This window comes from Phytobacter sp. MRY16-398 (genome assembly GCF_003925915.1).
In the GTDB taxonomy this organism is placed as follows: Bacteria; Pseudomonadota; Gammaproteobacteria; order Enterobacterales; family Enterobacteriaceae; genus Phytobacter; species Phytobacter diazotrophicus.
Map to the genome: position 1 here is coordinate 1,115,256 of NZ_AP018756.1, position 26,524 is coordinate 1,141,779.

The 26,524-nt window shown below is 54.2% G+C and carries 29 protein-coding genes; 19 read left to right on the top strand and 10 right to left on the bottom strand.

The features are described from left to right. The first annotated feature begins 426 nt into the window (after positions 1–426). Entirely contained in the window at positions 427–702 is a 276-nt protein-coding gene (locus MRY16398_RS05285; RefSeq protein WP_125123943.1) for a DUF5339 domain-containing protein, read from the top strand. Between the two features lie 48 nt (positions 703–750). Here the strand turns inward: MRY16398_RS05285 and MRY16398_RS05290 are convergent, their stop codons facing one another. Further along, positions 751–1,794 carry an aminopeptidase gene (locus MRY16398_RS05290; protein ID WP_039077692.1) on the bottom strand — a complete coding sequence of 348 codons (1,044 nt, stop codon included), beginning with the start codon at positions 1,792–1,794 and terminating at the stop codon, positions 751–753. Between the two features lie 235 nt (positions 1,795–2,029). On the opposite strand from MRY16398_RS05290, the gene cysG reads away from it, so the two are divergent. From cysG to rpoS, 13 genes are all read left to right on the top strand, one after another. Then, positions 2,030–3,445, top strand: a complete 1,416-nt coding sequence (cysG, locus tag MRY16398_RS05295; protein WP_125123944.1) for a siroheme synthase CysG — start codon at positions 2,030–2,032, stop codon at positions 3,443–3,445. 9 nt (positions 3,446–3,454) lie between these two features. Further along, on the top strand, positions 3,455–4,363 hold the full coding sequence (cysD, locus tag MRY16398_RS05300; protein WP_039077690.1) for a sulfate adenylyltransferase subunit CysD: 909 nt from the start codon (positions 3,455–3,457) through the stop codon (positions 4,361–4,363). A 9-nt stretch (positions 4,364–4,372) separates the two neighbouring features. Beyond that, positions 4,373–5,800 carry a sulfate adenylyltransferase subunit CysN gene (cysN, locus tag MRY16398_RS05305; RefSeq protein WP_039077689.1) on the top strand — a complete coding sequence of 476 codons (1,428 nt, stop codon included), beginning with the start codon at positions 4,373–4,375 and terminating at the stop codon, positions 5,798–5,800. Beyond that, complete coding sequence (cysC, locus tag MRY16398_RS05310) at positions 5,800–6,405, top strand: adenylyl-sulfate kinase (protein WP_039077688.1); 606 nt, start codon at positions 5,800–5,802, stop codon at positions 6,403–6,405. Before cysN ends, cysC begins: the two co-directional genes overlap by 1 nt. A gap of 71 nt (positions 6,406–6,476) precedes the next feature. Next, complete coding sequence (locus MRY16398_RS05315) at positions 6,477–6,800, top strand: DUF3561 family protein (RefSeq protein WP_039077687.1); 324 nt, start codon at positions 6,477–6,479, stop codon at positions 6,798–6,800. 174 nt (positions 6,801–6,974) lie between these two features. Continuing rightward, on the top strand, positions 6,975–7,295 hold the full coding sequence (gene ftsB, locus MRY16398_RS05320; RefSeq protein ID WP_039077686.1) for a cell division protein FtsB: 321 nt from the start codon (positions 6,975–6,977) through the stop codon (positions 7,293–7,295). Between the two features lie 19 nt (positions 7,296–7,314). Then, positions 7,315–8,007, top strand: coding sequence for a 2-C-methyl-D-erythritol 4-phosphate cytidylyltransferase (gene ispD / locus MRY16398_RS05325; RefSeq protein WP_039077685.1), 693 nt, complete (start codon positions 7,315–7,317; stop codon positions 8,005–8,007). 17 nt (positions 8,008–8,024) lie between these two features. Next, entirely contained in the window at positions 8,025–8,504 is a 480-nt protein-coding gene (gene ispF / locus MRY16398_RS05330) for a 2-C-methyl-D-erythritol 2,4-cyclodiphosphate synthase (protein ID WP_039077684.1), read from the top strand. After that, positions 8,501–9,550, top strand: a complete 1,050-nt coding sequence (gene truD / locus MRY16398_RS05335) for a tRNA pseudouridine(13) synthase TruD (protein WP_071193819.1) — start codon at positions 8,501–8,503, stop codon at positions 9,548–9,550. Before ispF ends, truD begins: the two co-directional genes overlap by 4 nt. Next, positions 9,531–10,292 (top strand): 5'/3'-nucleotidase SurE, encoded by a 762-nt coding sequence (gene surE / locus MRY16398_RS05340; protein ID WP_039077682.1) that lies wholly within the window; start codon positions 9,531–9,533, stop codon positions 10,290–10,292. Before truD ends, surE begins: the two co-directional genes overlap by 20 nt. After that, on the top strand, positions 10,286–10,912 hold the full coding sequence (locus MRY16398_RS05345; RefSeq protein WP_039077681.1) for a protein-L-isoaspartate(D-aspartate) O-methyltransferase: 627 nt from the start codon (positions 10,286–10,288) through the stop codon (positions 10,910–10,912). The genes surE and MRY16398_RS05345 overlap by 7 nt, the downstream gene beginning before the upstream one ends. A 175-nt stretch (positions 10,913–11,087) precedes the next feature. Continuing rightward, on the top strand, positions 11,088–12,146 hold the full coding sequence (gene nlpD, locus MRY16398_RS05350) for a murein hydrolase activator NlpD (RefSeq protein WP_223878793.1): 1,059 nt from the start codon (positions 11,088–11,090) through the stop codon (positions 12,144–12,146). Between the two features lie 125 nt (positions 12,147–12,271). Next, complete coding sequence (rpoS, locus tag MRY16398_RS05355) at positions 12,272–13,264, top strand: RNA polymerase sigma factor RpoS (RefSeq protein ID WP_039077679.1); 993 nt, start codon at positions 12,272–12,274, stop codon at positions 13,262–13,264. A gap of 58 nt (positions 13,265–13,322) precedes the next feature. Here rpoS and MRY16398_RS05360 read toward each other — a convergent pair whose 3' ends face one another. Genes MRY16398_RS05360 through MRY16398_RS05370 form a run of 3 tightly spaced genes read right to left on the bottom strand, consistent with a single transcriptional unit; the run spans position 13,323 to position 15,589 of the window. Continuing rightward, the gene (locus MRY16398_RS05360) at positions 13,323–13,559 is read right to left on the bottom strand and encodes a non-oxidative hydroxyarylic acid decarboxylases subunit D (protein ID WP_039077678.1); all 237 of its coding nucleotides are present in this window, start codon (positions 13,557–13,559) and stop codon (positions 13,323–13,325) included. Between the two features lie 10 nt (positions 13,560–13,569). After that, positions 13,570–14,997 carry a non-oxidative hydroxyarylic acid decarboxylases subunit C gene (locus MRY16398_RS05365; RefSeq protein WP_039077677.1) on the bottom strand — a complete coding sequence of 476 codons (1,428 nt, stop codon included), beginning with the start codon at positions 14,995–14,997 and terminating at the stop codon, positions 13,570–13,572. Next, positions 14,987–15,589, bottom strand: a complete 603-nt coding sequence (locus MRY16398_RS05370) for a non-oxidative hydroxyarylic acid decarboxylases subunit B (protein ID WP_039077676.1) — start codon at positions 15,587–15,589, stop codon at positions 14,987–14,989. The genes MRY16398_RS05365 and MRY16398_RS05370 overlap by 11 nt, the downstream gene beginning before the upstream one ends. A 171-nt stretch (positions 15,590–15,760) precedes the next feature. Between MRY16398_RS05370 and MRY16398_RS05375 the strand changes: the two genes are divergently transcribed. Beyond that, positions 15,761–16,165, top strand: coding sequence for a MarR family winged helix-turn-helix transcriptional regulator (locus MRY16398_RS05375; protein WP_039077675.1), 405 nt, complete (start codon positions 15,761–15,763; stop codon positions 16,163–16,165). A gap of 59 nt (positions 16,166–16,224) precedes the next feature. On the opposite strand, the gene MRY16398_RS05380 is transcribed toward MRY16398_RS05375, so the two are convergent. The 4 genes from MRY16398_RS05380 to pdxR form a co-directional block, all read right to left on the bottom strand. After that, positions 16,225–16,653 (bottom strand): OsmC family protein, encoded by a 429-nt coding sequence (locus MRY16398_RS05380; protein ID WP_039077674.1) that lies wholly within the window; start codon positions 16,651–16,653, stop codon positions 16,225–16,227. Between the two features lie 137 nt (positions 16,654–16,790). After that, positions 16,791–19,352: a DNA mismatch repair protein MutS gene (mutS, locus tag MRY16398_RS05385; RefSeq protein ID WP_107223848.1), complete on the bottom strand. Its 2,562-nt coding sequence runs from the start codon at positions 19,350–19,352 to the stop codon at positions 16,791–16,793. Between the two features lie 331 nt (positions 19,353–19,683). Beyond that, entirely contained in the window at positions 19,684–20,610 is a 927-nt protein-coding gene (locus MRY16398_RS05390) for an AEC family transporter (RefSeq protein WP_125123945.1), read from the bottom strand. Positions 20,611–21,467: 857 nt separating this feature from the next. Then, a complete protein-coding gene (pdxR, locus tag MRY16398_RS05400; RefSeq protein WP_232034378.1) occupies positions 21,468–22,907 on the bottom strand; it encodes a MocR-like pyridoxine biosynthesis transcription factor PdxR in 1,440 nt (479 codons plus the stop codon). 71 nt (positions 22,908–22,978) lie between these two features. Here pdxR and MRY16398_RS05405 point away from each other — a divergent pair, with 71 nt between their 5' ends. From MRY16398_RS05405 to MRY16398_RS05420, 4 genes are all read left to right on the top strand, one after another. Further along, complete coding sequence (locus tag MRY16398_RS05405) at positions 22,979–23,413, top strand: GNAT family N-acetyltransferase (protein WP_125123946.1); 435 nt, start codon at positions 22,979–22,981, stop codon at positions 23,411–23,413. A 28-nt stretch (positions 23,414–23,441) separates the two neighbouring features. After that, on the top strand, positions 23,442–23,876 hold the full coding sequence (locus MRY16398_RS05410; protein ID WP_071194760.1) for a carboxymuconolactone decarboxylase family protein: 435 nt from the start codon (positions 23,442–23,444) through the stop codon (positions 23,874–23,876). Between the two features lie 266 nt (positions 23,877–24,142). Then, positions 24,143–24,814, top strand: coding sequence for a glutathione S-transferase family protein (locus tag MRY16398_RS05415; protein WP_125123947.1), 672 nt, complete (start codon positions 24,143–24,145; stop codon positions 24,812–24,814). Between the two features lie 4 nt (positions 24,815–24,818). After that, positions 24,819–25,142 carry a DMT family transporter gene (locus MRY16398_RS05420; protein ID WP_108700734.1) on the top strand — a complete coding sequence of 108 codons (324 nt, stop codon included), beginning with the start codon at positions 24,819–24,821 and terminating at the stop codon, positions 25,140–25,142. A 131-nt stretch (positions 25,143–25,273) separates the two neighbouring features. On the opposite strand, the gene MRY16398_RS05425 is transcribed toward MRY16398_RS05420, so the two are convergent. Both MRY16398_RS05425 and MRY16398_RS05430 read right to left on the bottom strand, forming a co-directional pair. Next, positions 25,274–25,762, bottom strand: coding sequence for a PaaI family thioesterase (locus MRY16398_RS05425; protein WP_232034379.1), 489 nt, complete (start codon positions 25,760–25,762; stop codon positions 25,274–25,276). A gap of 230 nt (positions 25,763–25,992) precedes the next feature. Beyond that, positions 25,993–26,424: a RidA family protein gene (locus MRY16398_RS05430; RefSeq protein WP_232034380.1), complete on the bottom strand. Its 432-nt coding sequence runs from the start codon at positions 26,422–26,424 to the stop codon at positions 25,993–25,995. Positions 26,425–26,524: the final 100 nt, after the last annotated feature.

Consider the following 26,524-nt stretch of genomic DNA (forward strand, 5'->3'; position numbering starts at 1 on the left):
AAGGTGGCGACCAGTGTCCGATAAGTGTTCCCCGCGCCAGCGGGGATAAACCGAGCCGTAACCGCTTTTTCAAAATCATTGAGTTGTGTTCCCCGTGCGAGCGGGGATAAACCGTCATATCTGGCGTTATAACTCCCACCGACCGCGTGTTCCCCGCGCCAGCGGGGATAAACCGGCTGATTTCCTCGTCTCTTCCGAGGTGTCACAGTGTTCCCCGCGCCAGCGGGGATAAACCGTTCACTCCCCCGCGTCTAAAGTGCTGCCAGCGGTGTTCCCCGCGCCAGCGGGGTTCCCCGCGCCAGCGGGGTTCCCCCGCCCCAAACCCCATCTCCATGTCCGATTCCGGACATATTCCCACGCACGGATTCTGCTATCGTATTGGCGCCATTTGGGATGGCGTTAATTTAATCACTCAGGGATATGACAATGAAAAATATCGCGCTGGCGGCGCTGCTGATGGGGATGTGCACTGCGTCTTATGCGGAAACCGAAACCTGCAAACAATACTTCGCTGAAATGGACAGCTTCATTAAAGAAGCGTCAAAACATGAAGAAGCGAAAGCGCAGGTGGACATGCTGAAGACCCAGCTCGCGGAAGGCAGAAAACAGCTTGAGACTTACAGCGTAGAGCAACAGGATGCAGGCTGTAAGCAGGGACTGGCGGCAGTAAAACAACTCAATGCCTCACTGGGCATCAAATAACAAAAAGGGAGCCGATGCTCCCTTTTTTCGTTTTTACGAACGGCAGATTTACTTTGTCCCCGCCTTTGCCAGTTCTTTGACCAACGGCAGCATAATACGCACTACATCGCGGCTGCGTCGGTCGATACGCCCCGGCAGGGCCTGATCGATATGCTGGACGTTATCGAGCTTGATGTTATGCCAGCTCACGCCATCCGGGAAGGATTTCGATTTCGCGCGCTGCTGATAGCCATCCTTTTTCCCCAAATTCCAGTTGGTGGCCTCAACGGATAGCACCGGAATACCGGCATTATCAAAGACTTCTGCATCATTGCAGCAGCTTGTTCCCTGAGGATAATCAGGGTTAAGGCCCGGATTGGAGGTCGCGCTAATCCCCAGAGAGCGTGCGATAGCCAGCGCCCTGTCACGGGTGAGCTTACGCACCGATGCGGGGGTTTTCTTACCGCTGTTGAAATAGAGATTATCGCCGACAATAAGGTTATCGAGATTAATCACCAGCAGCGTTTGCTTCTTCTCATGCTCACTCATGCGTTTGAGGAAGTTCTCGGCCCCGAGGTTGCCTTGCTCTTCACCGCTGGTCGCCACAAAGCGAATAGTGTATTCCGTTGGCACCGATTTCAATTGTTCCGCCAGCTCCAGCATCGCCCCCACTCCTGAGGCGTTATCATCGAGCCCCTGTAGCGTCAGACCACCCAGATTATTGTCGGTATCCGCATCGCTGCGCGGCGCGTAGGTGTCCAGATGCGCCACAATAATGATCTGCTGTGGGTGCTTGCCTTCATGCGCGGCAATAACGGTGCTGCCGGTGACGTTCTGCCAGTTGTGCTGATTACTACGAGAAGCCCAACTGTAGCGGCTGTTGAATTTGCGGATGTCACTCTGATAGCCCATCTGCGCAAACTGCTGGCGTATATAATCCGCTGCGAGCATTTCAGCCGGCGAGCCGGTCATGCGGCCGGGAAAATAGGTGGCGATATGGCGCGCCTGATTACTTGCAAATTCACCGGGATGAGGTGCTCGTGCCTGAGCAGAAAAAATAAAGCATACGCCGAGCGCCAGGGCAGCGGTACGGTGGCGCAATGCGGAGAGCATAGAGAGTCCTTTTACGACAAAAATTTTATCGCGCTTAGTATGAAACTGTGACCCGGTTTACACAATTTCATTTGTTCTTAACTCTGCAAAAATGTGGTGGTTAAGCACTTTTTGGCATTTGCTTTTTTATCTCGTTATTCCTTTGCGGAACTACTCATTCCAATTCGTAATTTCATTCACTCTACTCTCCCCCCTATAGTCCCACTATTACTGGTTGCGAGTGAGTTGTTGCCCTGTGGATTACCTTCCTTTATTTGCTGACGTCAAAGACCGCCCCGTGTTGGTTGTCGGTGGTGGCGACGTCGCCGCTCGTAAGATTGCTTTTTTACGCCGCGCGGGGGCACGCGTGCTGGTGGTGACAAAACATCTCGAACCCTCACTACAACAGTTAGTGGATGAGCAAGAGATCCACCTGCTGGCGGATACGTTCGATGAAGCGCAACTCGACAACGTCTTTCTGGTGATTGCGGCAACGGATGACGGGGACGTCAATCGTCGTGTCTTTGACGCCGCAAATGCCCGCCATCGTCTTGTCAACGTGGTAGATGACCAGCCGCTGTGCTCATTTATCTTCCCGTCGATTGTTGACCGCTCGCCGCTGCTTGTGGCTATCTCTTCCGGCGGCAACGCACCGGTACTGGCGCGATTGCTGCGTGAAAAAATTGAAGCGTTGTTGCCCGCGAACTTAGGCCGTATGGCTGAGGTGGCCGGGCGCTGGCGCACGCGCATTAAAGCATTTCGTAAAACCACCGATGAACGTCGTCGTTTCTGGGAGAGTGCCTTTCGTGGCCGCTTTGCCAGCCTGATGGCGGCGGGCAAAGAGCAGGCTGCGGAACAGGTGCTGGCTGATGAACTCGCGAAACCGGGCAGTAGCACCGGCGAAATCATTCTGATTGGCGCGGGGCCCGGTGATGCCGGGCTGCTAACGTTGCGTGGTTTGCAGGTTATCCAGCAGGCTGACGTGGTGTTTTACGATCATCTGGTAACCGATGGCGTGCTGGAACTCGTACGCCGCGATGCGGAACTGATCAGCGTGGGTAAACGCGCTGGCTCGCACCTGGTTGCGCAGCATGACACCAATCGCATGCTGGTTGAGGCCGCGCAGGCGGGCAAAACTGTGGTGCGGTTGAAAGGCGGCGACCCGTTTATCTTTGGTCGCGGTGGCGAAGAGTTACAGGCGGCTGCGGCAGCAGGTATCCCCTTCCAGGTGGTGCCCGGCGTGACGGCGGCATCCGGCGCGACGGCTTACGCAGGCATTCCGCTGACCCACCGCGACTACGCACAAAGTGCCACCTTTGTTACCGGACATTACAAAGCCGACAGCGCACCGTTTGACTGGTCGCAACTGGCGCAAAGTCGCCAGACGCTGGCTATCTATATGGGTACGATGAAAGCGGCAGAAATCGGCGAACAACTCATCGCTCACGGGCGAGAGGCACAGACACCGGTCGCGGTGATTTCGCGCGGCACACGGGCTGACCAGCAGGTCAGAACCGGCACATTACAACAACTTGAGGAACTGGCGAAAGATGCGCCAATGCCCGCCCTGCTGGTCGTGGGCGAGGTGGTACAACTGCATCATGAACTCGCCTGGTTTCAACACACGACAGGCCCGGAAGCGTTTGACGCCTCCGTGGTGAATCTGGCTTAAGGAACGGTTATGGATCAAAAACGACTCACTCACCTGCGACAACTGGAAGCCGAAAGCATCCATATCATTCGCGAGGTGGCCGCCGAATTCTCCAATCCGGTGATGATGTATTCCATCGGTAAAGACTCCAGCGTGATGCTGCATCTGGCGCGTAAAGCCTTCTATCCTGGCACGCTGCCATTCCCGCTGTTGCATGTGGACACCGGCTGGAAATTCCGTGAGATGTATGAGTTCCGTGACCGCACAGCGAAAGCGTATGGCTGTGAGCTGCTGGTGCACAAAAACCCGGAAGGGGTGGCGATGGGCATTAACCCATTCGTCCACGGCAGCGCCAAGCACACCGATATCATGAAAACCGAAGGGCTTAAGCAGGCGCTGAACAAATACGGTTTTGATGCGGCCTTCGGCGGCGCACGCCGTGACGAAGAGAAGTCCCGCGCCAAAGAGCGAATCTACTCTTTCCGCGATCGCTTCCACCGCTGGGACCCAAAAAATCAGCGTCCTGAACTGTGGCACAACTACAACGGCCAGATTAACAAAGGCGAGAGCATCCGCGTGTTCCCGCTCTCAAACTGGACCGAGCTGGATATCTGGCAGTATATCTACCTGGAAAATATCGAAATTGTTCCGCTGTATCTGGCCGCAGAGCGCCCGGTGCTGGAGCGCGACGGCATGCTGATGATGATCGACGACGATCGTATCGACCTGCAACCTGGCGAAGTGATCGAACAGCGGATGGTGCGTTTCCGTACGCTTGGCTGCTGGCCGCTGACCGGCGCTGTGGAGTCCGAAGCGCAGACGCTGCCGGAAATTATCGAAGAGATGCTGGTTTCCACCACCAGTGAACGTCAGGGCCGCGTGATTGACCGCGACCAGGCAGGCTCCATGGAGCTGAAAAAACGTCAGGGATACTTCTAAGGAGCCGCCATGAATACCACTATTGCCCAACAAATTGCCAACGAAGGCGGCGTCGAAGCGTACCTGCACGCACAGCAGCACAAAAGCCTGCTGCGTTTTCTGACCTGCGGCAGCGTCGATGACGGGAAAAGCACCCTGATTGGCCGCCTGCTGCATGACACGCGCCAGATTTATGAAGATCAGCTCTCTACGCTGCACAATGACAGCAAACGTCACGGCACCCAGGGGGAAAAACTCGACCTGGCCCTGTTGGTCGACGGCCTGCAGGCGGAACGTGAACAGGGCATCACCATCGACGTGGCGTACCGTTACTTCTCAACCGAGAAGCGCAAATTTATCATTGCCGACACCCCGGGGCACGAACAGTACACCCGTAATATGGCTACCGGTGCGTCAACCTGTGATCTCGCGATCCTGTTGATTGACGCCCGTAAAGGCGTGCTGGATCAGACCCGTCGCCACAGCTTTATCTCCACCCTGCTGGGCATTAAACACCTGGTGGTGGCGGTCAATAAAATGGATCTGGTCGGCTTTAGCGAAGAGACCTTTGAGAACATTCGTCAAGAGTACCTGACCTTTGCTGAACAGCTACCGGGCAATCTGGACATTCGCTTTGTACCTCTGTCGGCGCTGGAAGGGGATAACGTCGCCAGCCAGAGCGCCAACATTCCGTGGTACAGCGGCCCGACGCTGCTGGAAGTCCTCGAAACCGTCGAAATTCAGCGCGTTGTGGACACCCAGCCGATGCGTTTCCCGGTGCAGTACGTTAACCGCCCGAACCTCGATTTCCGTGGCTTCTCCGGTACGCTGGCCTCGGGCAGCGTGAAGGTTGGCCAGCGCATCAAAGCACTGCCGTCTGGGGTGGAATCCACCGTTGCGCGCATCGTGACCTTTGATGGCGACCTACAGGAAGCCCATGCGGGTGAAGCGATTACCCTGGTACTTAAGGACGAGATCGACATCAGCCGTGGCGATCTGATCCTGGATGCCCAGGAGAGCGTGCCTGCGGTGCAGAGCGCGTCCCTCGACGTAGTATGGATGGCTGAGCAGCCGCTGGCGCCAGGACAGAGCTTTGACATCAAAGTGGCCGGTAAAAAGACCCGCGCCCGCGTCGATGCCATTCAATATCAGGTAGATATTAACAATCTCACCCAGCGTCAGGTGGATACGCTGCCGTTAAACGGTATCGGTCTGGTCGATTTGACCTTTGATGAGCCGCTGACCCTGGATGCGTATCAACAAAACCCGGTGACTGGCGGTGTTATCTTTATCGACCGCCTGAGCAACGTGACCGTAGGCGCCGGCATGGTGCGTGAAGTGCATCAGCAGGAGACGACTGTACCGTCGCAGTTCAGCGCCTTTGAGCTGGAGTTGAATCAGCTTATCCGTAAACATTTCCCACACTGGGGCGCGCGTGATTTGCTGGGAGGTAAGTAATGGCCGCTCATGATGAGAACGTCGTCTGGCATCCTCATCCGGTGACCGTTGCGCAGCGTGAGCAACTCCACGGCCACCGTGGGGTTGTGCTGTGGTTTACCGGGCTGTCTGGTTCCGGTAAATCGACGGTAGCGGGGGCGCTGGAAGAGGCATTACATCAGCAGGGTGTCAGTACTTACCTGCTCGATGGTGATAATGTGCGTCACGGCCTGTGTAGCGATCTGGGTTTTAGCGATGAAGACCGCAAAGAGAACATTCGCCGGGTCGGGGAAGTCGCCAGCCTGATGGCTGATGCCGGGCTGGTGGTGCTGACCGCGTTTATCTCCCCGCACCGTGCTGAGCGGCAGATGGTGCGTGAGCGCGTGGGGGAAGGGCGTTTTATAGAAGTTTTCGTGGATACGCCGCTGGCGATTTGCGAAGCACGCGACCCGAAGGGACTTTATAAAAAAGCGCGCGCGGGGGAGTTACGCAACTTCACCGGCATCGACGCCGTTTACGAAGCGCCTGAAACACCCGAAGTTCACCTGCAAGGTGAACAATTGGTAACAAATTTGGTGAGCCAATTATTAGACCTCATGAGACGGGACGATATGATCAGATCCTGAGACAGTGCCGGGGATACGCAGAACGTGGGGCGTATCCTGTTTCGTCGGCCAGTCAGTTAATGGGATCAGATATGCGTAATAGTCAGAACATCACCATCTCAAGGTCGGATACCATCACGACCAGCGAAGAGACCACCTGGTCCCTGCCTGGGGCCGCAGTGGGCTTTGTCGCGTGGCTGTTGGCGCTGGCTATCCCTTTTCTGATTTACGGTCCTAACACGCTGTTCTTCCTCCTCTACACCTGGCCTTTCTTCCTTGCGCTGATGCCCGTTTCGGTTGTGGTGGGTATAGCCCTGCATTCCATCGTCAATGGCAAGCTGCTCTACAGCATTGTCCTCACCGCGCTCACGGTTGTGGCCATGTTTGGCGCGTTGTTTATGTGGCTGATGGGCTAAAGCCATCCATACTTCAAACCGTAACCCACATTAAGACGATGTGTCCTGGGGACAACCCTACGGAAAGGTGCGTAAATATGTTACATTCTGTCGCGGTGACTCGTTATCACCCGGCCCCGGTGTGGAGTCTGAGAAAAAGTTATGGGATGATGATGCCGTTTTTCAGGGGGCAGGATGGGTAAACTAACGCTGCTATTGCTGGCTTTGCTGGTCTGGCTACAGTATTCACTGTGGTTTGGCAAAAATGGTCTTCACGACTATAGCCGTGTCAGCGAAGATGTGGGCGCACAGCAGGCGACAAACGCCAAATTAAAAGCGCGAAACGATCAACTCTTTGCTGAAATTGACGATCTCAATGGCGGCCAGGAAGCGATTGAGGAACGCGCTCGCAACGAATTAACGATGACCAAACCGGGCGAAACCTTTTATCGTCTGGTGCCGGACGCGTCCAAACGCAACCAGGGGTCAGTACAGAACACACAAAATAATCGATAAACAATCCCGGGTTTACGACATGTCTGTAATTATTCCGGACGTTTGTGCGGTGGTGCCGGCTGCCGGATTTGGCCGCCGCATGCAAACGGAATGTCCCAAGCAATATCTTTCCATTGGCGATAAAACGATCCTCGAACACGCGGTGGCGGCCTTGCTGGTCAACCCAAACGTGGGGCGTGTCATTATCGCCGTCAGCCCCGGTGATGAGCGTTTTGCCCGCTTGCCGCTGGCGCAACATCCCGCCATTACCGTTGTGGCTGGTGGCGCTGAACGTGCGGACTCCGTACTGGCGGGGCTGAAAGCCGCGCAAGGGGCTCAGTGGGTACTGGTGCATGACGCCGCACGTCCTTGCCTGCATCAGGATGATTTAAATCGCCTGCTACAACTGCGTGAAACCAGCCGGGTCGGCGGTATTCTTGCCGCACCGGTTCGCGACACCATGAAGCGTGCTGAACCTGGTAAAACGGCTATTGCCCACACCGTTGAGCGTAACGATTTATGGCATGCGCTCACGCCGCAATTTTTCCCTCTGGAACTCCTCCACGACTGCCTGACGCGCGCGCTCAACGAAGGCGCGACCATCACCGATGAAGCCTCGGCACTCGAATATTGTGGATTCCACCCGGAACTGGTCGCCGGACGCGCGGATAATATTAAGGTGACGCGTCCTGAGGATCTGAAACTTGCAGAATTTTATCTCACCCATTCTTAACACCAGGAGAAGGCATAATGCGCATTGGACACGGTTTTGACGTACACGCATTTGGCGGCGATGGCCCCATTATTATCGGTGGCGTTCGCATTCCCTGGGAGAAAGGCCTGCTGGCGCACTCCGATGGCGACGTCGCGTTACATGCGCTGACCGATGCCCTGTTAGGCGCGGCGGCGTTGGGGGATATTGGTAAGCTTTTCCCGGATACCGACCCGTCGTTCAAAGGGGCAGACAGCCGTGCGCTGCTGCGCGAGGCATGGCGTCGCATCCAGGCCAAAGGCTACGTGATTGGCAATGTGGACGTCACTATCATCGCGCAGGCACCGAAAATGTTGCCGCATATCCCGCAGATGCGCGTGTTTATCGCCGAAGATTTGGGCTGCCACATGGACGACGTGAACGTGAAAGCAACCACAACCGAGAAACTCGGTTTTACCGGACGTGGCGAAGGTATTGCCTGTGAGGCGGTGGCGCTCCTGCTTAAGGCGGCGAAATGACCGGCTTCGACCAGCTAACCTATTTGCACGGTAAACCTGCGGCTAGCGGTTTACTGAAAGCCAATCCGGAAGATTTCGTGGTTATCGAGGACTTAGGCTTCGAACCCGACGGTGAAGGTGAACATATTCTGGTGCGAATTCTGAAAAACGGCTGCAATACGCGCTTTGTTGCCGACGCGCTGGCGAAGTTCCTTAAAATACACGCCCGTGAAGTCAGCTTTGCCGGGCAGAAAGATAAACACGCGGTGACCGAGCAATGGCTGTGCGCGCGCGTGCCGGGTAAAGATATGCCGGACCTGAGCGCGTTTCAGCCGGAAGGCTGTAAAGTGCTGGAATATGCCCGCCATAAGCGCAAACTGCGTTTAGGCGCGCTTAAAGGCAACAGTTTCACCCTTGTGCTGCGCGAAATCAGCAACCGGGACGACGTGGAATCCCGCCTGCAGGCAATCCGCGAGGGCGGCGTACCGAACTATTTTGGTGCGCAACGTTTTGGCATCGGCGGCAGCAATCTACAGGGGGCGCTACGTTGGGCTCAAAGCGATGCCCCGGTGCGCGATCGTAATAAGCGCAGTTTTTGGTTGTCGGCGGCACGCAGTGCATTGTTTAATCAGATTGTTAGCGAGCGCCTGAAAAAAACAGACTTTAATCAAGTTGTTGACGGCGATGCGCTACAATTATCGGGGCGCGGAAGTTGGTTTGTGGCGACCGCAGAAGAGCGTGCTGAGCTGCAGACGCGCGTTGATGATAAAGCGCTGATGATTACCGCCTCAATGCCGGGAAGCGGCGAATGGGGAACGCAGGGCGAAGCGCTGTCATTTGAGCAGGCCGCCGTTGCCGATGCGCCTGAGCTGCAGGCGTTGCTGGTGCGTGAAAAGGTTGAGGCGTCGCGCCGCGCAATGTTGCTCTTTCCGCAACAATTAAGCTGGAACTGGTGGGATGACGTGACCGTCGAGTTACGCTTCTGGCTGCCGGCAGGTAGCTTCGCCACCAGTGTGGTAAGGGAAATTATCAATACTTTGGGTGATTATGCGAATATTGCTGAGTAACGATGACGGGATTCATGCGCCAGGTATTCAGACGCTGGCAAAGGCCCTGCGGGAGTTTGCCGACGTACAGGTCGTGGCTCCCGATCGTAACCGTAGCGGCGCATCCAACTCGTTAACGCTGGAATCCTCCCTCCGAACTTTCACCTTCGAAAACGGCGACATTGCGGTGCAGATGGGCACCCCGACCGACTGTGTCTATCTGGGCGTCAACGCGCTGATGCGCCCGCGCCCGGACGTTGTCGTCTCTGGCATTAACGCCGGGCCGAACCTCGGGGATGATGTTATCTATTCTGGTACTGTCGCGGCAGCGATGGAAGGACGCCATCTGGGCTTTCCGGCCCTGGCGGTGTCATTAAACGGCCAGACGCATTACGAGACAGCCGCGGCTGTCACCTGCTCCATTCTGCGCGCGCTGTCGCGCGAGCCGTTACGTACCGGGCGTATTCTGAATATTAATGTCCCGGACTTGCCGCTCAGTGAAATCAAGGGTATTCGTGTTACCCGCTGCGGTAGTCGTCATCCTGCGGATAAGGTCATTCCGCAGCAGGATCCACGAGGCAACACGCTTTACTGGATTGGCCCTCCGGGCGAGAAATACGACGCCGGGCCGGATACCGATTTTGCCGCCATCGATGAGGGTTTTGTTTCTGTCACCCCGCTACACGTGGATTTAACTGCGCATAGCGCGCATGATGTGGTTTCGGGCTGGCTGGATCGCGCCGGAGTGACTGAACGATGGTGAACAGACGCGTACAAACACTGCTTGATCAATTACGCGCGCAGGGCATTACCGATGAGCATGTGCTGGAAGCCATCTCTCTGGTACCGCGCGAGAAATTTATCGATGAGGCGTTTGAACATAAGGCCTGGGATAACGTGGCGCTGCCTATCGGCCAGGGCCAGACTATCTCTCAGCCTTATATGGTGGCGCGGATGACGGCTTTACTCGAGCTGACGCCGCAATCCAGGGTGCTGGAAATTGGCACGGGGTCTGGTTATCAGACTGCGATACTGGCGCATCTGGTGCATCACGTTTGTACGGTTGAACGCATTAAAAGTCTGCAATGGCACGCACGACGTCGCCTTAAACAACTTGATTTACATAATGTTTCAACTCGACATGGCGATGGCTGGCAGGGTTGGCAGGCACGGGGTCCATTCGATGCCATTATTGTCACCGCCGCACCGCCAGAAATTCCGGCGGCGTTGATGTCGCAACTGGATGAAGGCGGGATTCTCGTTTTACCTGTGGGCGACGAGCAGCAACTTCTTAAACGTGTTCGTCGGCGGGGAGGCGAATTTGTAATCGATACCGTGGAAGCCGTGCGCTTTGTGCCGCTGGTTAAAGGCGAACTGGCCTGATAAACAGATTTTTCCTGATGTTTTCATGCCGCATCAGCGTATGGTGGGCAAATTTGCCGAAACCGTTCACGGTTAATTTTAAGTCATTGGTAGCTAACACATTCCTGGGGGATAAATGAGCACGGGAAGCCCTAAATTCACCGTAAGCCGTGTTGCGGCACTATCACTGGTTTCTATCTGGCTGGCAGGCTGTACAAGCTCCAGCAACGCACCCGCTCCGGTCAGTTCGGTGGGTGGCAACACCAGCTCCAGCAGCAATTCCGGAATGTTAATCACTCCGCCACCAAAAATCGGTACCGCGTCACAGCCGCAAATTCAGCCCGTACAGCCCGTTCAGCGCCCGGTACAGACCGCGCCTGTTCAGTCTGTTCCGGAACAGCCTGTTCAGACTGTTAATGGCAAAATCATCTATAACCGTCAGTATGGGAACATTCCGAAAGGGAGCTATACCGGCGGCAGTACCTATACCGTAAAACGCGGTGATACTTTATTTTATATTGCGTGGATAACCGGGAACGATTTCCGCGATCTTGCCCAGCGCAACCATGTTGCTGCACCCTACGGCTTGACAGTGGGTCAAACCTTGCAAGTGGGTAATGCATCAGGTACGCCAATAACGGGCGGAAACGCGATAACTCAGGCAGATGCGAGCGCACAAGGAATTGTCTCAAAACCTGCACAAAATTCCACCGTAGCTGTTGCTTCAAAACCAACAATTACGTATTCTGAGGATTCAGGTGAACAAAGTGCTAACAAAATGTTGCCGAACAACAAGCCTGCGACCCCTGTCACAGCGCCTGTTACGGCTCCAACTGTCAGCACGACCGAACCGACCATCAGCAGCACGTCAACCAGTACGCCGATTGCTTCCTGGCGCTGGCCGACAGATGGCAAAGTTATCGACAACTTCTCTGCTACCGAAGGTGGCAACAAAGGTGTTGATATCGCAGGTAGCAAAGGACAGGCAATCGTCGCGACCGCAGATGGGCGCGTCGTCTATGCCGGTAACGCGCTTCGCGGTTACGGTAATCTTATTATCATCAAACATAACGATGATTACCTGAGTGCCTACGCCCATAACGATACGATGCTGGTCCGGGAACAACAAGAAGTTAAGGCGGGGCAAAAAATCGCTACCATGGGTAGCTCCGGAACCAGTTCTACACGCTTGCATTTTGAAATTCGTTACAAGGGGAAATCCGTAAACCCGCTGCGCTATTTGCCGCAGCGATAAATCGGCAAAGTGGTTGAACCGTTCCTCATTGTTGTCGTTGCAGCGCGCGCAGATGCCGCTGCAATGGTCAGTAATGAAGTGCTTTTCAGGTGCTTTGTCCAGGGATCACGGGTAGGAGCCACCTTATGAGTCAGAATACGCTGAAAGTTCATGATTTAAATGAAGATGCGGAATTTGATGAGAACGGAGTAGAGGCTTTTGATGAGAAAGCCTTAGTTGAAGAGGAACCCAGTGATAACGACCTGGCCGAAGAGGAATTGTTATCGCAGGGCGCTACCCAGCGTGTGCTGGATGCGACTCAGCTTTATCTTGGGGAAATTGGTTATTCCCCACTGCTAACGGCCGAAGAAGAAGTTTATTTTGCACGTCGCGCTTTGCGTGGTGACGTTGCTTCTCGCCGCCGCATGATCGAAAGTAACCTGCGTCTGGTAGTGAAAATTGCCCGTCGTTATAGCAATCGTGGCCTGGCGTTGCTGGACCTGATTGAAGAGGGGAACCTGGGCCTGATCCGTGCGGTTGAAAAATTCGACCCGGAACGTGGTTTCCGTTTCTCCACCTATGCGACCTGGTGGATTCGTCAGACTATTGAACGGGCGATTATGAATCAAACCCGTACTATCCGTCTGCCAATCCATATTGTTAAAGAGCTGAACGTCTATCTGCGTACCGCGCGTGAGTTGTCCCATAAACTGGACCACGAACCGAGTGCGGAAGAGATTGCCGAACAACTCGACAAGCCGGTCGATGATGTGAGTCGCATGCTGCGCCTCAACGAGCGTATCACCTCGGTGGATACACCGCTGGGCGGTGATTCCGAGAAAGCGCTGCTGGATATCCTGGCCGATGAAAAAGAAAACGGCCCGGAAGACACAACGCAAGATGACGATATGAAACAGAGCATCGTCAAATGGCTGTTCGAACTGAACGCCAAACAGCGTGAAGTGCTGGCACGTCGTTTCGGTCTGCTGGGATATGAAGCAGCAACGCTGGAAGATGTGGGTCGTGAAATCGGTCTGACACGCGAGCGCGTACGTCAGATTCAGGTTGAAGGTCTGCGCCGTCTGCGTGAAATCCTGCAGGCGCAAGGGCTGAATATCGAAGCGCTTTTCCGCGAATAAGTATTGGACATCAAAAGGCCGGTCAAATGACCGGCCTTTTTCTTGCGCGCTTTCCGGCTTAACGCTTATCTGCCGCCAGCAGCGGTGGGATCGTTGGCACCTGCGGCGCGTCATCAATATCTTTTTGCGTCATACGAAACGCCTCCGGATAGTGTTCGCGGCTGGTGCGGCGTAGTGGCTCGGTATCGCGCCAGGTATACAGACAATGCTGGCACTGATAAACGGTCCAGATACCTTTCACCGGTGAGGTTGCCATCACCTCAATGTGTTCATCGGCACAACGTGGACAAATCATTCTCTTCTCCTTATTTACGTGCGGCCAGCATGGCGGTCAGTTTTTCAACCCACTCTTTGGTTTCAGGGAGATCCTGTACCGGTTGGCTGTAGTGACCGCGCGTATCCGGTGCGACCGGCGTCGTCGCGTCGATAATCAGTTTGTCGGTAATGCCTGCCGGGCTTGAGCCTGGGTCCAGCTCCAGTACCGACATATTCGGTAACTGCACAAGATCGCCTGCCGGGTTCACTTTTGACGACAGCGCCCACATCACCTGCGGCAGGTTGAACGGGTCAACGTCTTCATCGACCATAATGACCATTTTTACATAGCCCAGGCCATGCGGCGTGGTCATGGCGCGCAGGCCCACCGCGCGGGCAAAACCGCCGTAGCGTTTTTTGGTGGAGATGATGGCCAGCAGGCCGTGGGTGTACATGGCATTCACAGCCTGCACTTCCGGGAACTCCGCTTTTAACTGTTGATACAGGGGGACGCAGGTCGCCGGGCCAATCAGGTAGTCGATTTCAGTCCACGGCATACCCAGGTAAAGCGATTCAAAAATCGGTTTTGTGCGATAAGAGACTTTATCGATACGCACGACCGTCATATTGCGTCCACCGGAATAGTGACCGGTAAATTCGCCGAAGGGGCCTTCGATTTCGCGTTTACGCCCCTCGATAACCCCTTCGAGGATCACTTCCGAGCCCCACGGTACATCAAAACCGGTGAGCGGCGCGGTGGCGATGGGGTAAGGACTTTCGCGCAGCGCCCCGGCCATTTCGTATTCAGACTGATCGTATTTCAGCGGCGTGGCACCCATCAGGGTGATGATTGGATCGTTCCCGAGCGTGATCGCAACCGGTAAGTCTTCGCCACGCTCCTCCGCTTTATGCAGATGTAGCGCAATGTCGTGCATCGGCACCGGCTGCAGGCCCAGTTTGCGTTTGCCTTTCACTTCCATACGGTAGATGCCGACGTTTTGCTTACCAAAATGGTCAGGATCGACCGGATCGCGGGAGACAACGCACGCTTTATCAAGATAGAAACCGCCATCGCCATCGTTCAGACGAAACAGCGGCAGGATGTCAAACAGGTTAATCTCTTCACCATCGACGGTATTTTCCGCCCACAGCGGATTTGCACGGCGCTCCGGTGCGACAGGGAAGGTATCCCAGCGGCGGATAAACTCGTCAATCTGCTTTTTAACTGGCGTGTTCGATGGCAACCCCATAGAGATCGCATGATTCTGCCAGGAACCAATGGTGTTCATTGCCACGCGCGCATCGGTAAAGCCGCGAATATTATCGAACCACAGTGCAGGCGCGCCGTCGCCGATACGCCCGGTGGCATTGGCCGCCGCCGCAATATCTGGCTCGGCGTTAACCTCTTCACTGATTTTCAGCAGTTGCCCCTGATCATCAAGGGCCTGCAAGAAGCTTCGTAAATCATCAAAAGCCATATTCTTTCTCCTGTGAAAAATGCTGTGCCGCCTGCAGGCCCTCCCAACGGCGTGCTCTGCTGTGCTCCAGACCAAACTGATCGAGCACGCGGGTCACGATATGCTGGGTAATGTCATCAACAGTCTGCGGATGGTTGTAATACGCGGGCATGGGAGGGACCATCGCCACCCCCATGCGGGAAAGCGCTAACATATTTTCTAAATGAATGGTGCTAAGCGGCATTTCACGCGGGACGAGCACCAGTTTGCGGCCCTCTTTGAGCACCACATCGGCGGCGCGACCAACCAGCCCTTCGGCGTAGCCCGCACGGATACCTGCCAGCGTTTTCATGCTGCAGGGAATAATTATCATGCCGTCGGTGCGAAACGAGCCTGAGGAGATGGTGGCTGCCTGATCGGCCGGGTTATGAGTGACATCAGCCAGTGCCGCCACTTCGCGGGCAGTCCAGGGCGTTTCCAGTTCAATAGTGGTTTTCGCCCACTTCGACATCACCAGATGAGTTTCAACCTCTGGCATCTCCCGTAGCGCCTGCAATAACGCCACGCCCAATGGTGCGCCGGTTGCCCCCGTCATCCCGATTATCAGTTTCATTCACCACCTCAATCATTGTTCGTATGCGAACGTTTTGAAATAACCTACTCCTGAGGATCGTCACAGACAAGATTGTTCGTATACATGCGCATTTTTTGCTAAAAAAAGTCGCGTTAAAATTCGGCAAGTTAATGGCTATCATAGGGAGGAGAAACCCATAACGGAGCATTCATGGAGTTAAGAAAAGAGGCCTTTCACCTGCTACGTCAGCTATTCCAGCAGCACACGGCGCGCTGGCAACAGGTACTGCCGGAACTGACCAAACCACAATATGCGGTGATGCGTTCTATTGCCGAAAATCCCGGTATTGAACAGGTCGCCCTGACGGAGGTGGCGGTCAGCACGAAAGCGACCCTCGCGGAAATGCTCAGCCGTATGGAGACGCGTGGTCTGGTCCGCCGTGAGCACGATCCGGACGATAAACGACGCCGTTTTTTATTTTTGACCGAGGAAGGTGAAGCGGTGCTGAAAGCGAGCATCCCGGTGGGTAATGGCGTGGACGCAGAGTTTCTTGGCAAGTTAAGCGAGGAAGAACGTGAACAATTCACGCAGCTTGTTCGTCGGATGATGCGCTGAGTCAGTAGGGAAGGGCAGGAAACAATCCGGACGGAGTGTTTCCTGCAAAATACGACGTATTAGTTCAGCGTGTATTCCAGTGAGATTTCCGCATTTAATACTTTCGATACCGGACAACCGGCTTTGGCTTTCTGAATGGCTTCATCAAATTTAGCAGGGTCGGCACCCGGTACTTTTACCGCACTTTTCAGGGCGACTTTGGTAATCGCGAACCCGCCGTCAACCTGGTCCAGCGTGACGGTTGCCGTTGTGTCGATGCTGTCTGCCGTGTAGCCTACTTCGCCCAGAATGAGCGAAAGCGCCATTGAGAAACAGGCCGCATGTGCCGCGCCGATCAGCTCTTCCGGGTTAGTCCCCTGAACGCCTTCGAAACGGGTGTTGAAGCCATAAGGAAGTTCTTTAAGGGCACCGCTTTCTGTTGAAACAGTCCCTTTCCCACGTTTCAGATCACCTTCCCAGTGAGCCTGCCCTTTCTTGTGAATTGCCATAGCATGGTTCCTTTTCATTATTGAGAGAAATCAGTCGAGACAAATAAAAAGTATAGAAGCCGATATCGGGCTTGCCTGGCATTCGGGGAAATTATTCGATAAAGCATGGCCCGCAAGGTCATTGCGGGCCGGGGGAGTTAGACGAGGCTTTTCAGGCGGTAAATCCACTCAAGCGCCTGACGCGGCGTGAGGGAATCGGGGTCCAGATTTTCCAGCGCTTCCATTGCCGGGCTGGTCTCTTCCGGTACGGCTAACAGTGACATCTGCGTACCATCAATCTGCGTGGCGCCGGCACTCGGCGACAGGCTTTCCAGCTCGCGCAATTTTCCACGCGCGCGCTTGATCACCTCTTTAGGAACACCTGCCAGTGCGGCAACCGCCAGACCATAGCTTTTGCTCGCCGCACCATCCTGCACGCTGTGCATAAAGGCGATGGTGTCGCCATGTTCCAGTGCGTCAAGATGGACATTGGCCACGCCTTCCATTTTTTCTGGCAACTGGGTCAGTTCGAAATAGTGGGTGGCGAACAACGTCAACGCTTTGATTTTATTGGCCAGATTCTCTGCACAGGCCCAGGCCAGCGACAGACCGTCGTAGGTAGAGGTGCCGCGACCAATTTCATCCATCAGCACCAGGCTGTTTTCCGTGGCGTTATGCAGGATATTGGCCGTTTCGGTCATCTCCACCATAAAGGTCGACCGCCCGCTTGCCAGATCATCTGCCGCGCCCACACGCGTAAAGATGCGATCAATAGGGCCAATTTCCACCTTCTGCGCCGGAACGTAGCTGCCAATATAGGCCAGCAACGCGATCAGCGCCGTCTGGCGCATGTAGGTACTTTTACCGCCCATATTCGGCCCGGTAATGATTAGCATCCTGCGCTGGGGCGAAAGGTTCAAGGGGTTGGCGATAAACGGCTCATTGAGCACACGCTCCACGACCGGGTGACGGCCTTCAACAATACGGATACCCGGTTTATCGCTGAATGTCGGACAGCAGTAGTTCAGCGTGTCCGCACGCTCTGCCAGGTTGACCAGCACATCCAGCTCTGCCAGCGCCGTGGCGCTCTGCTGCAAATCGCCAAGGTGTGGAAGCAATTTGTCGAACAGTTCATCATAAAGCTGTTTTTCCAGCGCCAGCGCTTTGCCTTTTGAGGTCAGAACCTTGTCTTCATACTCTTTCAGTTCAGGAATAATGTAGCGCTCAGCATTTTTAAGCGTCTGACGGCGAACATAGTGAATGGGGGCAAGATGGCTCTGCCCGCGGCTAATCTGAATGTAATAGCCGTGTACGGCGTTATAGCCGACTTTAAGGGTATCGAGACCGAGCTTTTCGCGCTCGCGAATTTCCAGCCTGTCGAGGTAGTCCGTTGCGCCGTCTGCCAGCGCTCGCCACTCATCGAGCTCGGCGTTGTATCCCGGCGCGATAACGCCGCCATCGCGCACCAGCACCGGCGGGGCATCAATGATGGCGCGTTCCAGCAGTTCACGTAGCTCCGTAAACTCACCCATTTTCTCCCGCAGGTTTTGCACCGGCTCGCTCTTCACCTGCGCCAGTTGGGCGCGCAGCTCCGGCAGTTGCTGGAACGCATGGCGCATGCGCGCGAGGTCGCGGGGTCTGGCGGTTCGCAGTGCCAGACGGGCAAGAATACGTTCCAGATCGCCAACCTGACGCAGTACTGGCTGCAATTCGCCGGTGTTTTCCTGCAATGCGCCAATGGTCTGCTGACGTTCCAGAAGGGTTTTGGTATCGCGTACCGGCATATGCAGCCAGCGTTTGAGCATACGGCTACCCATCGGCGTGACCGTGCAGTCGAGCACGGATGCGAGGGTGTTTTCGATACCGCCCGCCAGGTTCTGGGTTATTTCCAGGTTGCGGCGCGTGGCGGCATCCATAATGATGCTGTCCTGCTGGCGCTCCATGGTGATGGAACGAATGTGGGGCAGGGCGGTGCGCTGGGTATCTTTGACATACTGCAACAGACAACCCGCAGCGCAGAGGCCGCGCGGGGCATTTTCCACACCAAAGCCAACCAGATCGCGGGTACCAAATTGCAGATTGAGCTGCTGGCGTGCAGTGTCGATTTCAAATTCCCACAGTGGGCGACGACGCAGGCCACGACGACCTTCAATCAGCGATGTTTCGGCGAAGTCTTCGGCATAGAGCAGCTCAGCGGGGTTAGTGCGCTGCAGTTCTGCCGCCATGGTTTCACGGTCGGCGGGTTCACTGACGCGAAAACGCCCGGAGCTAATATCCAGCGTGGCATAGCCAAACCCTTTGCTGTCCTGCCAGATGGCCGCCAGCAAGTTGTCCTGACGCTCCTGCAATAACGCTTCGTCGCTGATGGTGCCGGGGGTGACGATACGCACCACTTTGCGCTCAACCGGCCCTTTGCTGGTGGCCGGATCGCCGATTTGCTCGCAAATGGCGACCGATTCACCCAGGCTGACCAGTTTTGCCAGATAGTTCTCTACCGCGTGATGCGGCACCCCGGCCATCGGGATGGGTTCACCTGCGGAAGCGCCGCGTTTCGTCAACGAGATGTCCATCAACTGAGATGCACGTTTCGCATCGTCATAAAACAGCTCGTAAAAGTCGCCCATGCGATAGAAGAGCAGGATATCCGGATGCTGCGCTTTCAGTTTCAGATACTGCTGCATCATTGGCGTATGTGCGTCGAAATTCTCTAGTGTACTCATCAGTTTGTGATGTCCATTTTCTTAAATTTTAATGAGTTAGTGATGTTTTTTGTTCTCATTGAGTTTCACGTCTCATTGATTTTTATGAATGCCGGGGCATTTCATAAATGCACAGATTGCATGATAACGGAGTCTGTGAGGGAGGAAAACCAGAGGGAAGGCTGCTGTCGTTTAAAACGAGAGAAATGATGAGGTCTGGTGACAAAGCTAAGGCTATCTGTTCTTTGCTATAACGGGTCTTTTTCATGGCGAGATGCCTCTCTGTAAGATGGAAGAGAGGCTGGCGATTTCAGTTTAGACTGGCACTGTTTCCATGGAGAAGCGCATTCCCTCAGTTCGGTGATAGCCGGGTCAGCATCAGAATAAAGGGAATGGTCACCGCTGCCAGCACCGTTTGCACGGAAATAATCCCGGCGGAAAGCCGATGATCACCACCGAGAAGTTTAGTCATAATATAGGCAGAAGGCGTACAAGGCAGGGCATTAAATAAGACGACGGTGGCCAGTACCGGCCCTGAAATGCCCAATTCAACGCCAATAAAGAGTGTGATAACCGGCACCAGTAATAGTTTCACAAATGACGACTGTAATACTGGCCCGTGCGCCGAGCGTGCGGCTTGCAGATCGAGCCCCGCGCCTACCGCCAGTAAGCCCAGAGGCAGCGACGCGCCGCCGAGAATATGCAGAATATTGCCGATCACATCAGGAAGTTTGAGCGTACTGACATTAAACGCCAGCCCTGCAACCACTGAGATAATCACCGGATTACGTACCAATGCTCTGACAATCTGCCCTACGGCTGGCCTTTTCCCCTGCCCATAATGCATCAAGATAATGATAGAAGCGACATTCAGCAGGGGAATAGCCACGGCGATACTGATAGATGTGACCGTCAACCCGGTACTGCCGTAAGTGGACGCAGCCGCTGCAACACCAATATAGGTGTTAGGGCGTAGCGCACCCTGAATGACGGAAGAAAAGACGGTTCCCGACTGGCTTCGCCATATCCGCCACAACCAGAGTGAAATTGCGGCAATCACCACTGCGCCCAGAATCGACCACGCTATTGGCCTGACCGGAAAATCATTCAGGCTCGCCGTCGCCACCTGAGAAAACATCAGCGCCGGAAACAGCCAGAAATAATTAAGCTTTTCGCAAGGCAACCAGAACTGATGATCAAGCAGGTTTTTGGCCCGCAGTACAAATCCCATGACGATCAGGAACATCACCGGAGCAAGCGAATACAACGTTGTCATCATTTCTCAAATGTATCCTTCCGTTAGTACCGCCAGACCGTAAACGGCGCTAACAAGTAAAACTGCCATGTTCATACTCCCTGTAAATGGATATGTGTTTTATGACAGTTTTTTGACACTCTTTTAAATGATAATTTTTACTTTTATATATCATTTAATTATTTATAAGAGTTTATATTATATTGTTTCTTGCCCGCACCTTCATGACTGCTTTTCCTGGCGCCAATAATTAGAATTCAGAAATAAAGCTAATTTGGAGCGTGGTAAATAACCATTTTGTCCAGGGCTGATATGAAGGTAATTTATTGGGAAGTTTTTTATTTCTGATTCTGGTCAAGAGAACATGAGAGTCAAAACCCTATTTTATGGCCAGGTTAATTATTGCCTCATTTGAATTTATGAGCTTGTCAGTGATTAAAATGCGTTTCTTCTCTTTGATAAAATGACCAGATTTTCTTGAATATTGCCCCAGTTTGCTATCTGTTGGGTGATAAGAACAGTATCGGCTTCATCTGTAACTTTCCCTGCAAAAGGAGTTATTTTCTTTTAGAAATCTTCCGACATAGTGGTTATTTCCTCGGAGGAGATAGCCATGCGTAAAGCCCGATTTACCGAACATGAGATCATTGCCGTTCTGAGGTGCGTCGAGGTCAGCTATTACAACTGGAAAGTAAAGTACGGCGCTATGCAAGCCACTGATATCAAATAGATAAAAGATCGGAAGGATGAAAACCGTCGCCTCAAAACTAACATTGCTGTGTATTAATTAACGGGGCGGATCAACGCGAATACCAAACGCGCTTTGCCCGCACCCGCCCGCTGGGTAACGATGGTGATTTTCACCCTGCCAGGAGGCGACATCAGGGCGATAACAGCGCTGACAGCCGTTTCACCGCCGCATGTGCTTCTTGCGCACTGGTAAAATTGGTAAATCCCATCAATAGCCCGTTTTGCGGCGGGGTGCCTGCATCCCATTCACTGAGCGCCTTGACGCCCAGCCCTGCCGCCAGCGCCGCCGTTGCCAGTGCTTTATCGGATTGATATTCATCCAGGTAAGCCAGAACCTGTATTCCCCCGGCCTGTGGCTGGATATGCAGAGATGAGCCGAAAACACGTTCAAGTGCCTCTACAAGATAACCGCGCCTGATGGCGTACAACTGACGCATTTTGCGCAAATGGCGGGCAAAATGCCCCTGTTGCATAAACGCTGCCACCATCGCTTGCGGCAGAATCGATCCCGGCCCTGGCCAGTGATTAACGGCCTCGTCAAAGGTCAATTGCAAAGAGGGGGGCACCACCACGTAGGCCAGACGTAAGCCGGGAAAAAGAACCTTACTAAAGGTGCCGGTATAAAGCACACGTTGCTCATGGTCGAGGCTTTTCAGGGCCGGGAGTGGGTGGCCGTGGTAGCGGAACTCACTGTCGTAGTCATCCTCTATGATCCAGGCGTCTTTTTGGTTCGCCCACGCCAGCAATGCCAGGCGTCGGGGTAAGGACAGCGCGACGCCTGTGGGGCTTTGGTGAGAAGGGGTAACGACAGCAAAACGGGCGTTCGGTGCCAGTTGCTCCCCGGTGGCAACCTGTATCCCCTCTTTATCTACCGGAACGGGTGTCAGTGTCATGCCCATTTGCTGCAAAAAATATCTGCCGGGAAAATAGCCGGGGTTTTCATACCAGCCTTCGTCACCGCTCCGTAAAACGGTGCGACACAGCAGTTCAAGCGCCCCCTGATAGCCGATGGTAATAAAGACCTGCTCCGGCGTGCAGGCGATACCGCGAGAGATGCCCAGATAGGTGGCGATGGCTTCCCGAAGCGGCGCATATCCGGCCGGATCGGGCTGAGTCATCACCGTTGACTCAATCAGGCGCAGTGTTTGTGCCGACAGGCGAGACCATATTTTCCGTGGGAACGCGTCCAGCGCCGGAACACCTGGCTGAAACGGTAAAATATTTCCCGTCAGGCGCGTCTGATACGCCTGTGCCTCAGAGGTTTTGCGCCGCCGTGGCGGACTTCCGGCGTTCGGCAGCCTCGCCAGTTGGGGGGAAACCTGGGTACCTGCCGCTCCCTTCGTCACAAGATAGCCTTCGCTCACCAGCATCTGATAAGCCATTTCCACCGTTCCCCGCGCCACGTGAAGCTCGCTGGCGAGATTACGTATTGATGGCACACGTTCCCCTGGACGTAACCGACCGGCAGTGATGGCGTCGCGATATCGCTGATAAAGCTGCAAATAGAGCGGTGTGTCCGGCTGCCAGGTGGCTTCAGGCATCAGTGCTTTCACGGTCTTTGTCCTGGTCATTTAGATAATTCTTGTCACTGTAGCATAGGTCATTGCGGCGATATATTGCAGCCATCAGACAGGAGAAACGTATGGCGACATTTGAAGTACATAAGGTGGAAAGTGAACGGGCGCTCCATGCCGCGTACCTGGTGATGCGGGAGTTGCGACCACACCTGACCGATGCAGAGAACTTTATCACTCGCGTTCATCGCCAGGCTGAGAAGGGGTATTGCCTGCTGGGCGTCTGGCAGGAGCAAGAGCTACTGGCTCTGGCGGGCTACCGGATCTCTGAAAATTTGCTGTACGGGCGTTTTCTGTATGTGGATGACCTTGTGACAGCGCCCCATGCCCGCAGCCTCGGTCTGGGCGCGATATTAATCGATGCTCTGCGTGAAGAGGCGCGCGCTCAGACTTGTACTCACCTGGTGCTGGATACCGGTTTAGGTAATGCGCTGGGCCAACGTTTCTACTATCGACAAGGCTTGCTGGCGGTAGGTATGCACTTTCGCCAGTCCTTAATATGACGTTTTTTTAATAACCGGAGATAACCTGATGAGCACCCCACAACGTTTACCCTATTACACCCTTTCCGCGGAAGCGTATAACGGCTTTACTGCGACCAAAAAGGCGCTCAGTAAGAGCAGCCTCGGGAAAGCGCTGATTGAGTTAGTCTGGCTGCGCATCTCGCAGATTAACGGCTGCGCATTTTGCCTTGAGATGCACGCCAAAGCCCTGCGTGCCGACGGTGAAAGCGCTGCGCGGCTGGACAGCCTGGCAGGCTGGCGGGTCAGCGAATTATTTAGTGAACGTGAACGTGCCGCCCTCGCGTGGACGGAGTCGCTGACGCATGTCGATAAAACGCATGCTCCTGACGAAGACTATACCCCTCTGGCGGCCCATTTCAGCGAAGCTGAAATTTCCGATCTGACCTTTGCGATTGCACTGATGAACGCATTTAACCGCCTGGCGATCGGCATGCGTCAGTAATTCGTATGTCCGGCTCAGGGACGTGCCGGAATGCGTACTCTGCATTTCAAATGCAGCCCATCCCCGACTCCCTGAGTCCGCTATTTTCGCCTGGCCAATCTCCCGGATACCTGTTGTTCTCCTTTGAAAATCATATCTGCGATATGAAGCGGTTCCAGCCGCACGCATGATCGCGTTGAGATGCTTGTTGCACGGCCATGTTGAGTGGCATATGATTGCAATTGCAACGATTGTATTTGCAATCCAATCACGCAATAAGGATAAACATGACACAGGTAACCCGCGACCTCGCTTTTTATACGGCGGATACGCCAAACGGGCAAAAAGTCAGCATTTTTCTGAAAGAAGCCGGCCTGGCGTATGAGCAGTTCGATCTTGATCTTGGCAAGGGGGATCAGCATCAACCCGATTTCCTTAAGATCAACCCGATTGGCAAGATCCCCGCGATTGTTGATCGGCAAACCGGCCTGCGCATTTTTGAGTCGGGTGCCATCCTTTCCTGGCTCTCATCGAAAACGGGGTGTTTGCTGCCCGCGACAGAAGCGGAAAACATTGCCGTGCAGCAGTGGCTATTTTTCCAGGTCGGCAGTATCGGCCCAATGCTGGGGCAGTTGTGGTGGTTTTTGCATGGCGCCAAAACGGTCAATGACGAGGCAATAGCGCGATACAAGGCGCAATCACTGCGCCTGTACCAGGTTGTGGATACGCGGCTCAGTGAGTCTGCTTTCCTCGCTGGTGAAAACTACAGCATTGCTGATATTGCCGCATTCACCTGGCTGCGAACCTGGGACGAGCTGAGGCTGAACATTACGCCTTACCCGCACCTCAAGCGGTGGCTTCATGTGATCGCCGCGCGACCGGCAGTACAAGCGGGACTTCATGCGAGTAAGCCGACTTCCAGAGCAACGAGGCAACGCTCAACCTCCAGTGAGGAGTAAGTCTATGGCATGGACCTATTTGTTTCTTGCCGCAGCCCTTGAGATCGTGATGGGCGTTTCCCTCAAATTAAACGCGGGGTGGACCCGGCTCGGGGCAAGTATCATCGCCGTTATGGCTGGGCTGGGCAGTATTTACTTGCTTGCATTGGCGCTGCGTTCTCTGCCTGTTGGAATGGCTTATGCCATGTGGACCGGCACAGGAACGATTGGGCTGGTGCTGGCGGGTATGCTGATTTTTCAGGATGAGATGAGCTGGCCCCGGATGTGTTTTATGGGGCTGGCTTTTATTGGCATTATCGGATTACGTTTCTGCGAAACAACGGGGTAAGCACATCATTGGCCCGGCTGGCGGTAGTGCCTCTACGTTAATGACACAGTGGCTTAACAGGCCGCTGTGCTAAAACAGAGAAGATAGGCAGGAACCCTGACCTCTTAATTTTATCGCTAATAACGCAGATCTTATCTTCCCCTGGCTTTTTCACCGGTCAGCGTTAACACCGTACTTGTGATAATGGCGACGACTTTACCGTCCTCGCGCGCTATTTCGCACCGGTAGTGGCTGATCATTTTACCGCGATGTTCCACCCTGGCGGTAGCCAACAAACGTGAACGCCATACGGGGCGCAGGAACGTGGTTTTAATGTCGATGCTGGTAAAACTTTCATCCTTTTTCATTAAGGTAGAATGCGCCGTTCCAATCGCCGCGTCCGCCAGTTCGCATAATAGCCCGCCGTGGACGGTACCTTGCTGATTTCCGTGAAGTGCCGGATCGGCATCAAGCGCAAGGGTCGCTGTCGCTTCCCCGACATCCACAATACTGAAACCAAGTAGCCGTGAGATGGCAGTGGGATAATTCATATGTGTTGTCATTGTCTCGTCCAGTGTTCCTTGCAACTGGCGCTGCAAAAACTCCAGAACGGGGATATAAACAGGCTTTTCTTTCATCATAACCCTCTGTACGGATAAAGACCGCCGCTATGGAAATAACGCAGGACATTTGTCATTTCCCGGAATAACCAGAAACGCCCGATGGGTATTATGTTGATGGAAATTTTCGGGAATAAATTAATATTCTCTCTCAACACTATGCCCGTTATCTGCAAACCGATTTGCCTCCGTATCCCTGGAGGCTTATAAAAACTATTGCAACAGCCCAGGCTTTCTACCGGGAATGATTTCTACTTTCGCACCGCGACTATCATTTCCAGCTCAACAGGCGCGCCCCGAGGGAGTTCAGCGACACCTACCGAGGTTCGGGTATGGGTGCCCCTTGCCCCAAGCCTTGCGACGAGTTGATCGGAAGCTCCGTTCATCACCTGGCTTTGCTGGGTAAAACCAGGCGCAGAAGCAATATACCCAACCACTTTAAGCACCTGGATAATATTCTCCTCACCGCCTGCGGCCTCACTCACTGCCGCAATACAGAGGTCTGCACAAAAAGCAGCAGCCTGTTGGGCATCAGGGAGATCAATGTCCATTCCCACTTTTCCTGAATAAAGTAGAGTTTCACCTTTACGCGGAAGCTGCCCGCTCACATAAGCCAGCCCGTCATGGATAATAACGGGTACATAATTCCCACCCGGCTTATTCGTTATATGTTCAGTCATCATCTCACCTGTATTTACCGTTGCTGCATCCAAAAAAACGTATTCACGCACGGGTCAGAATACACGCTGACAACCCTGTTTGAGCGGGAATTATTTTCATATT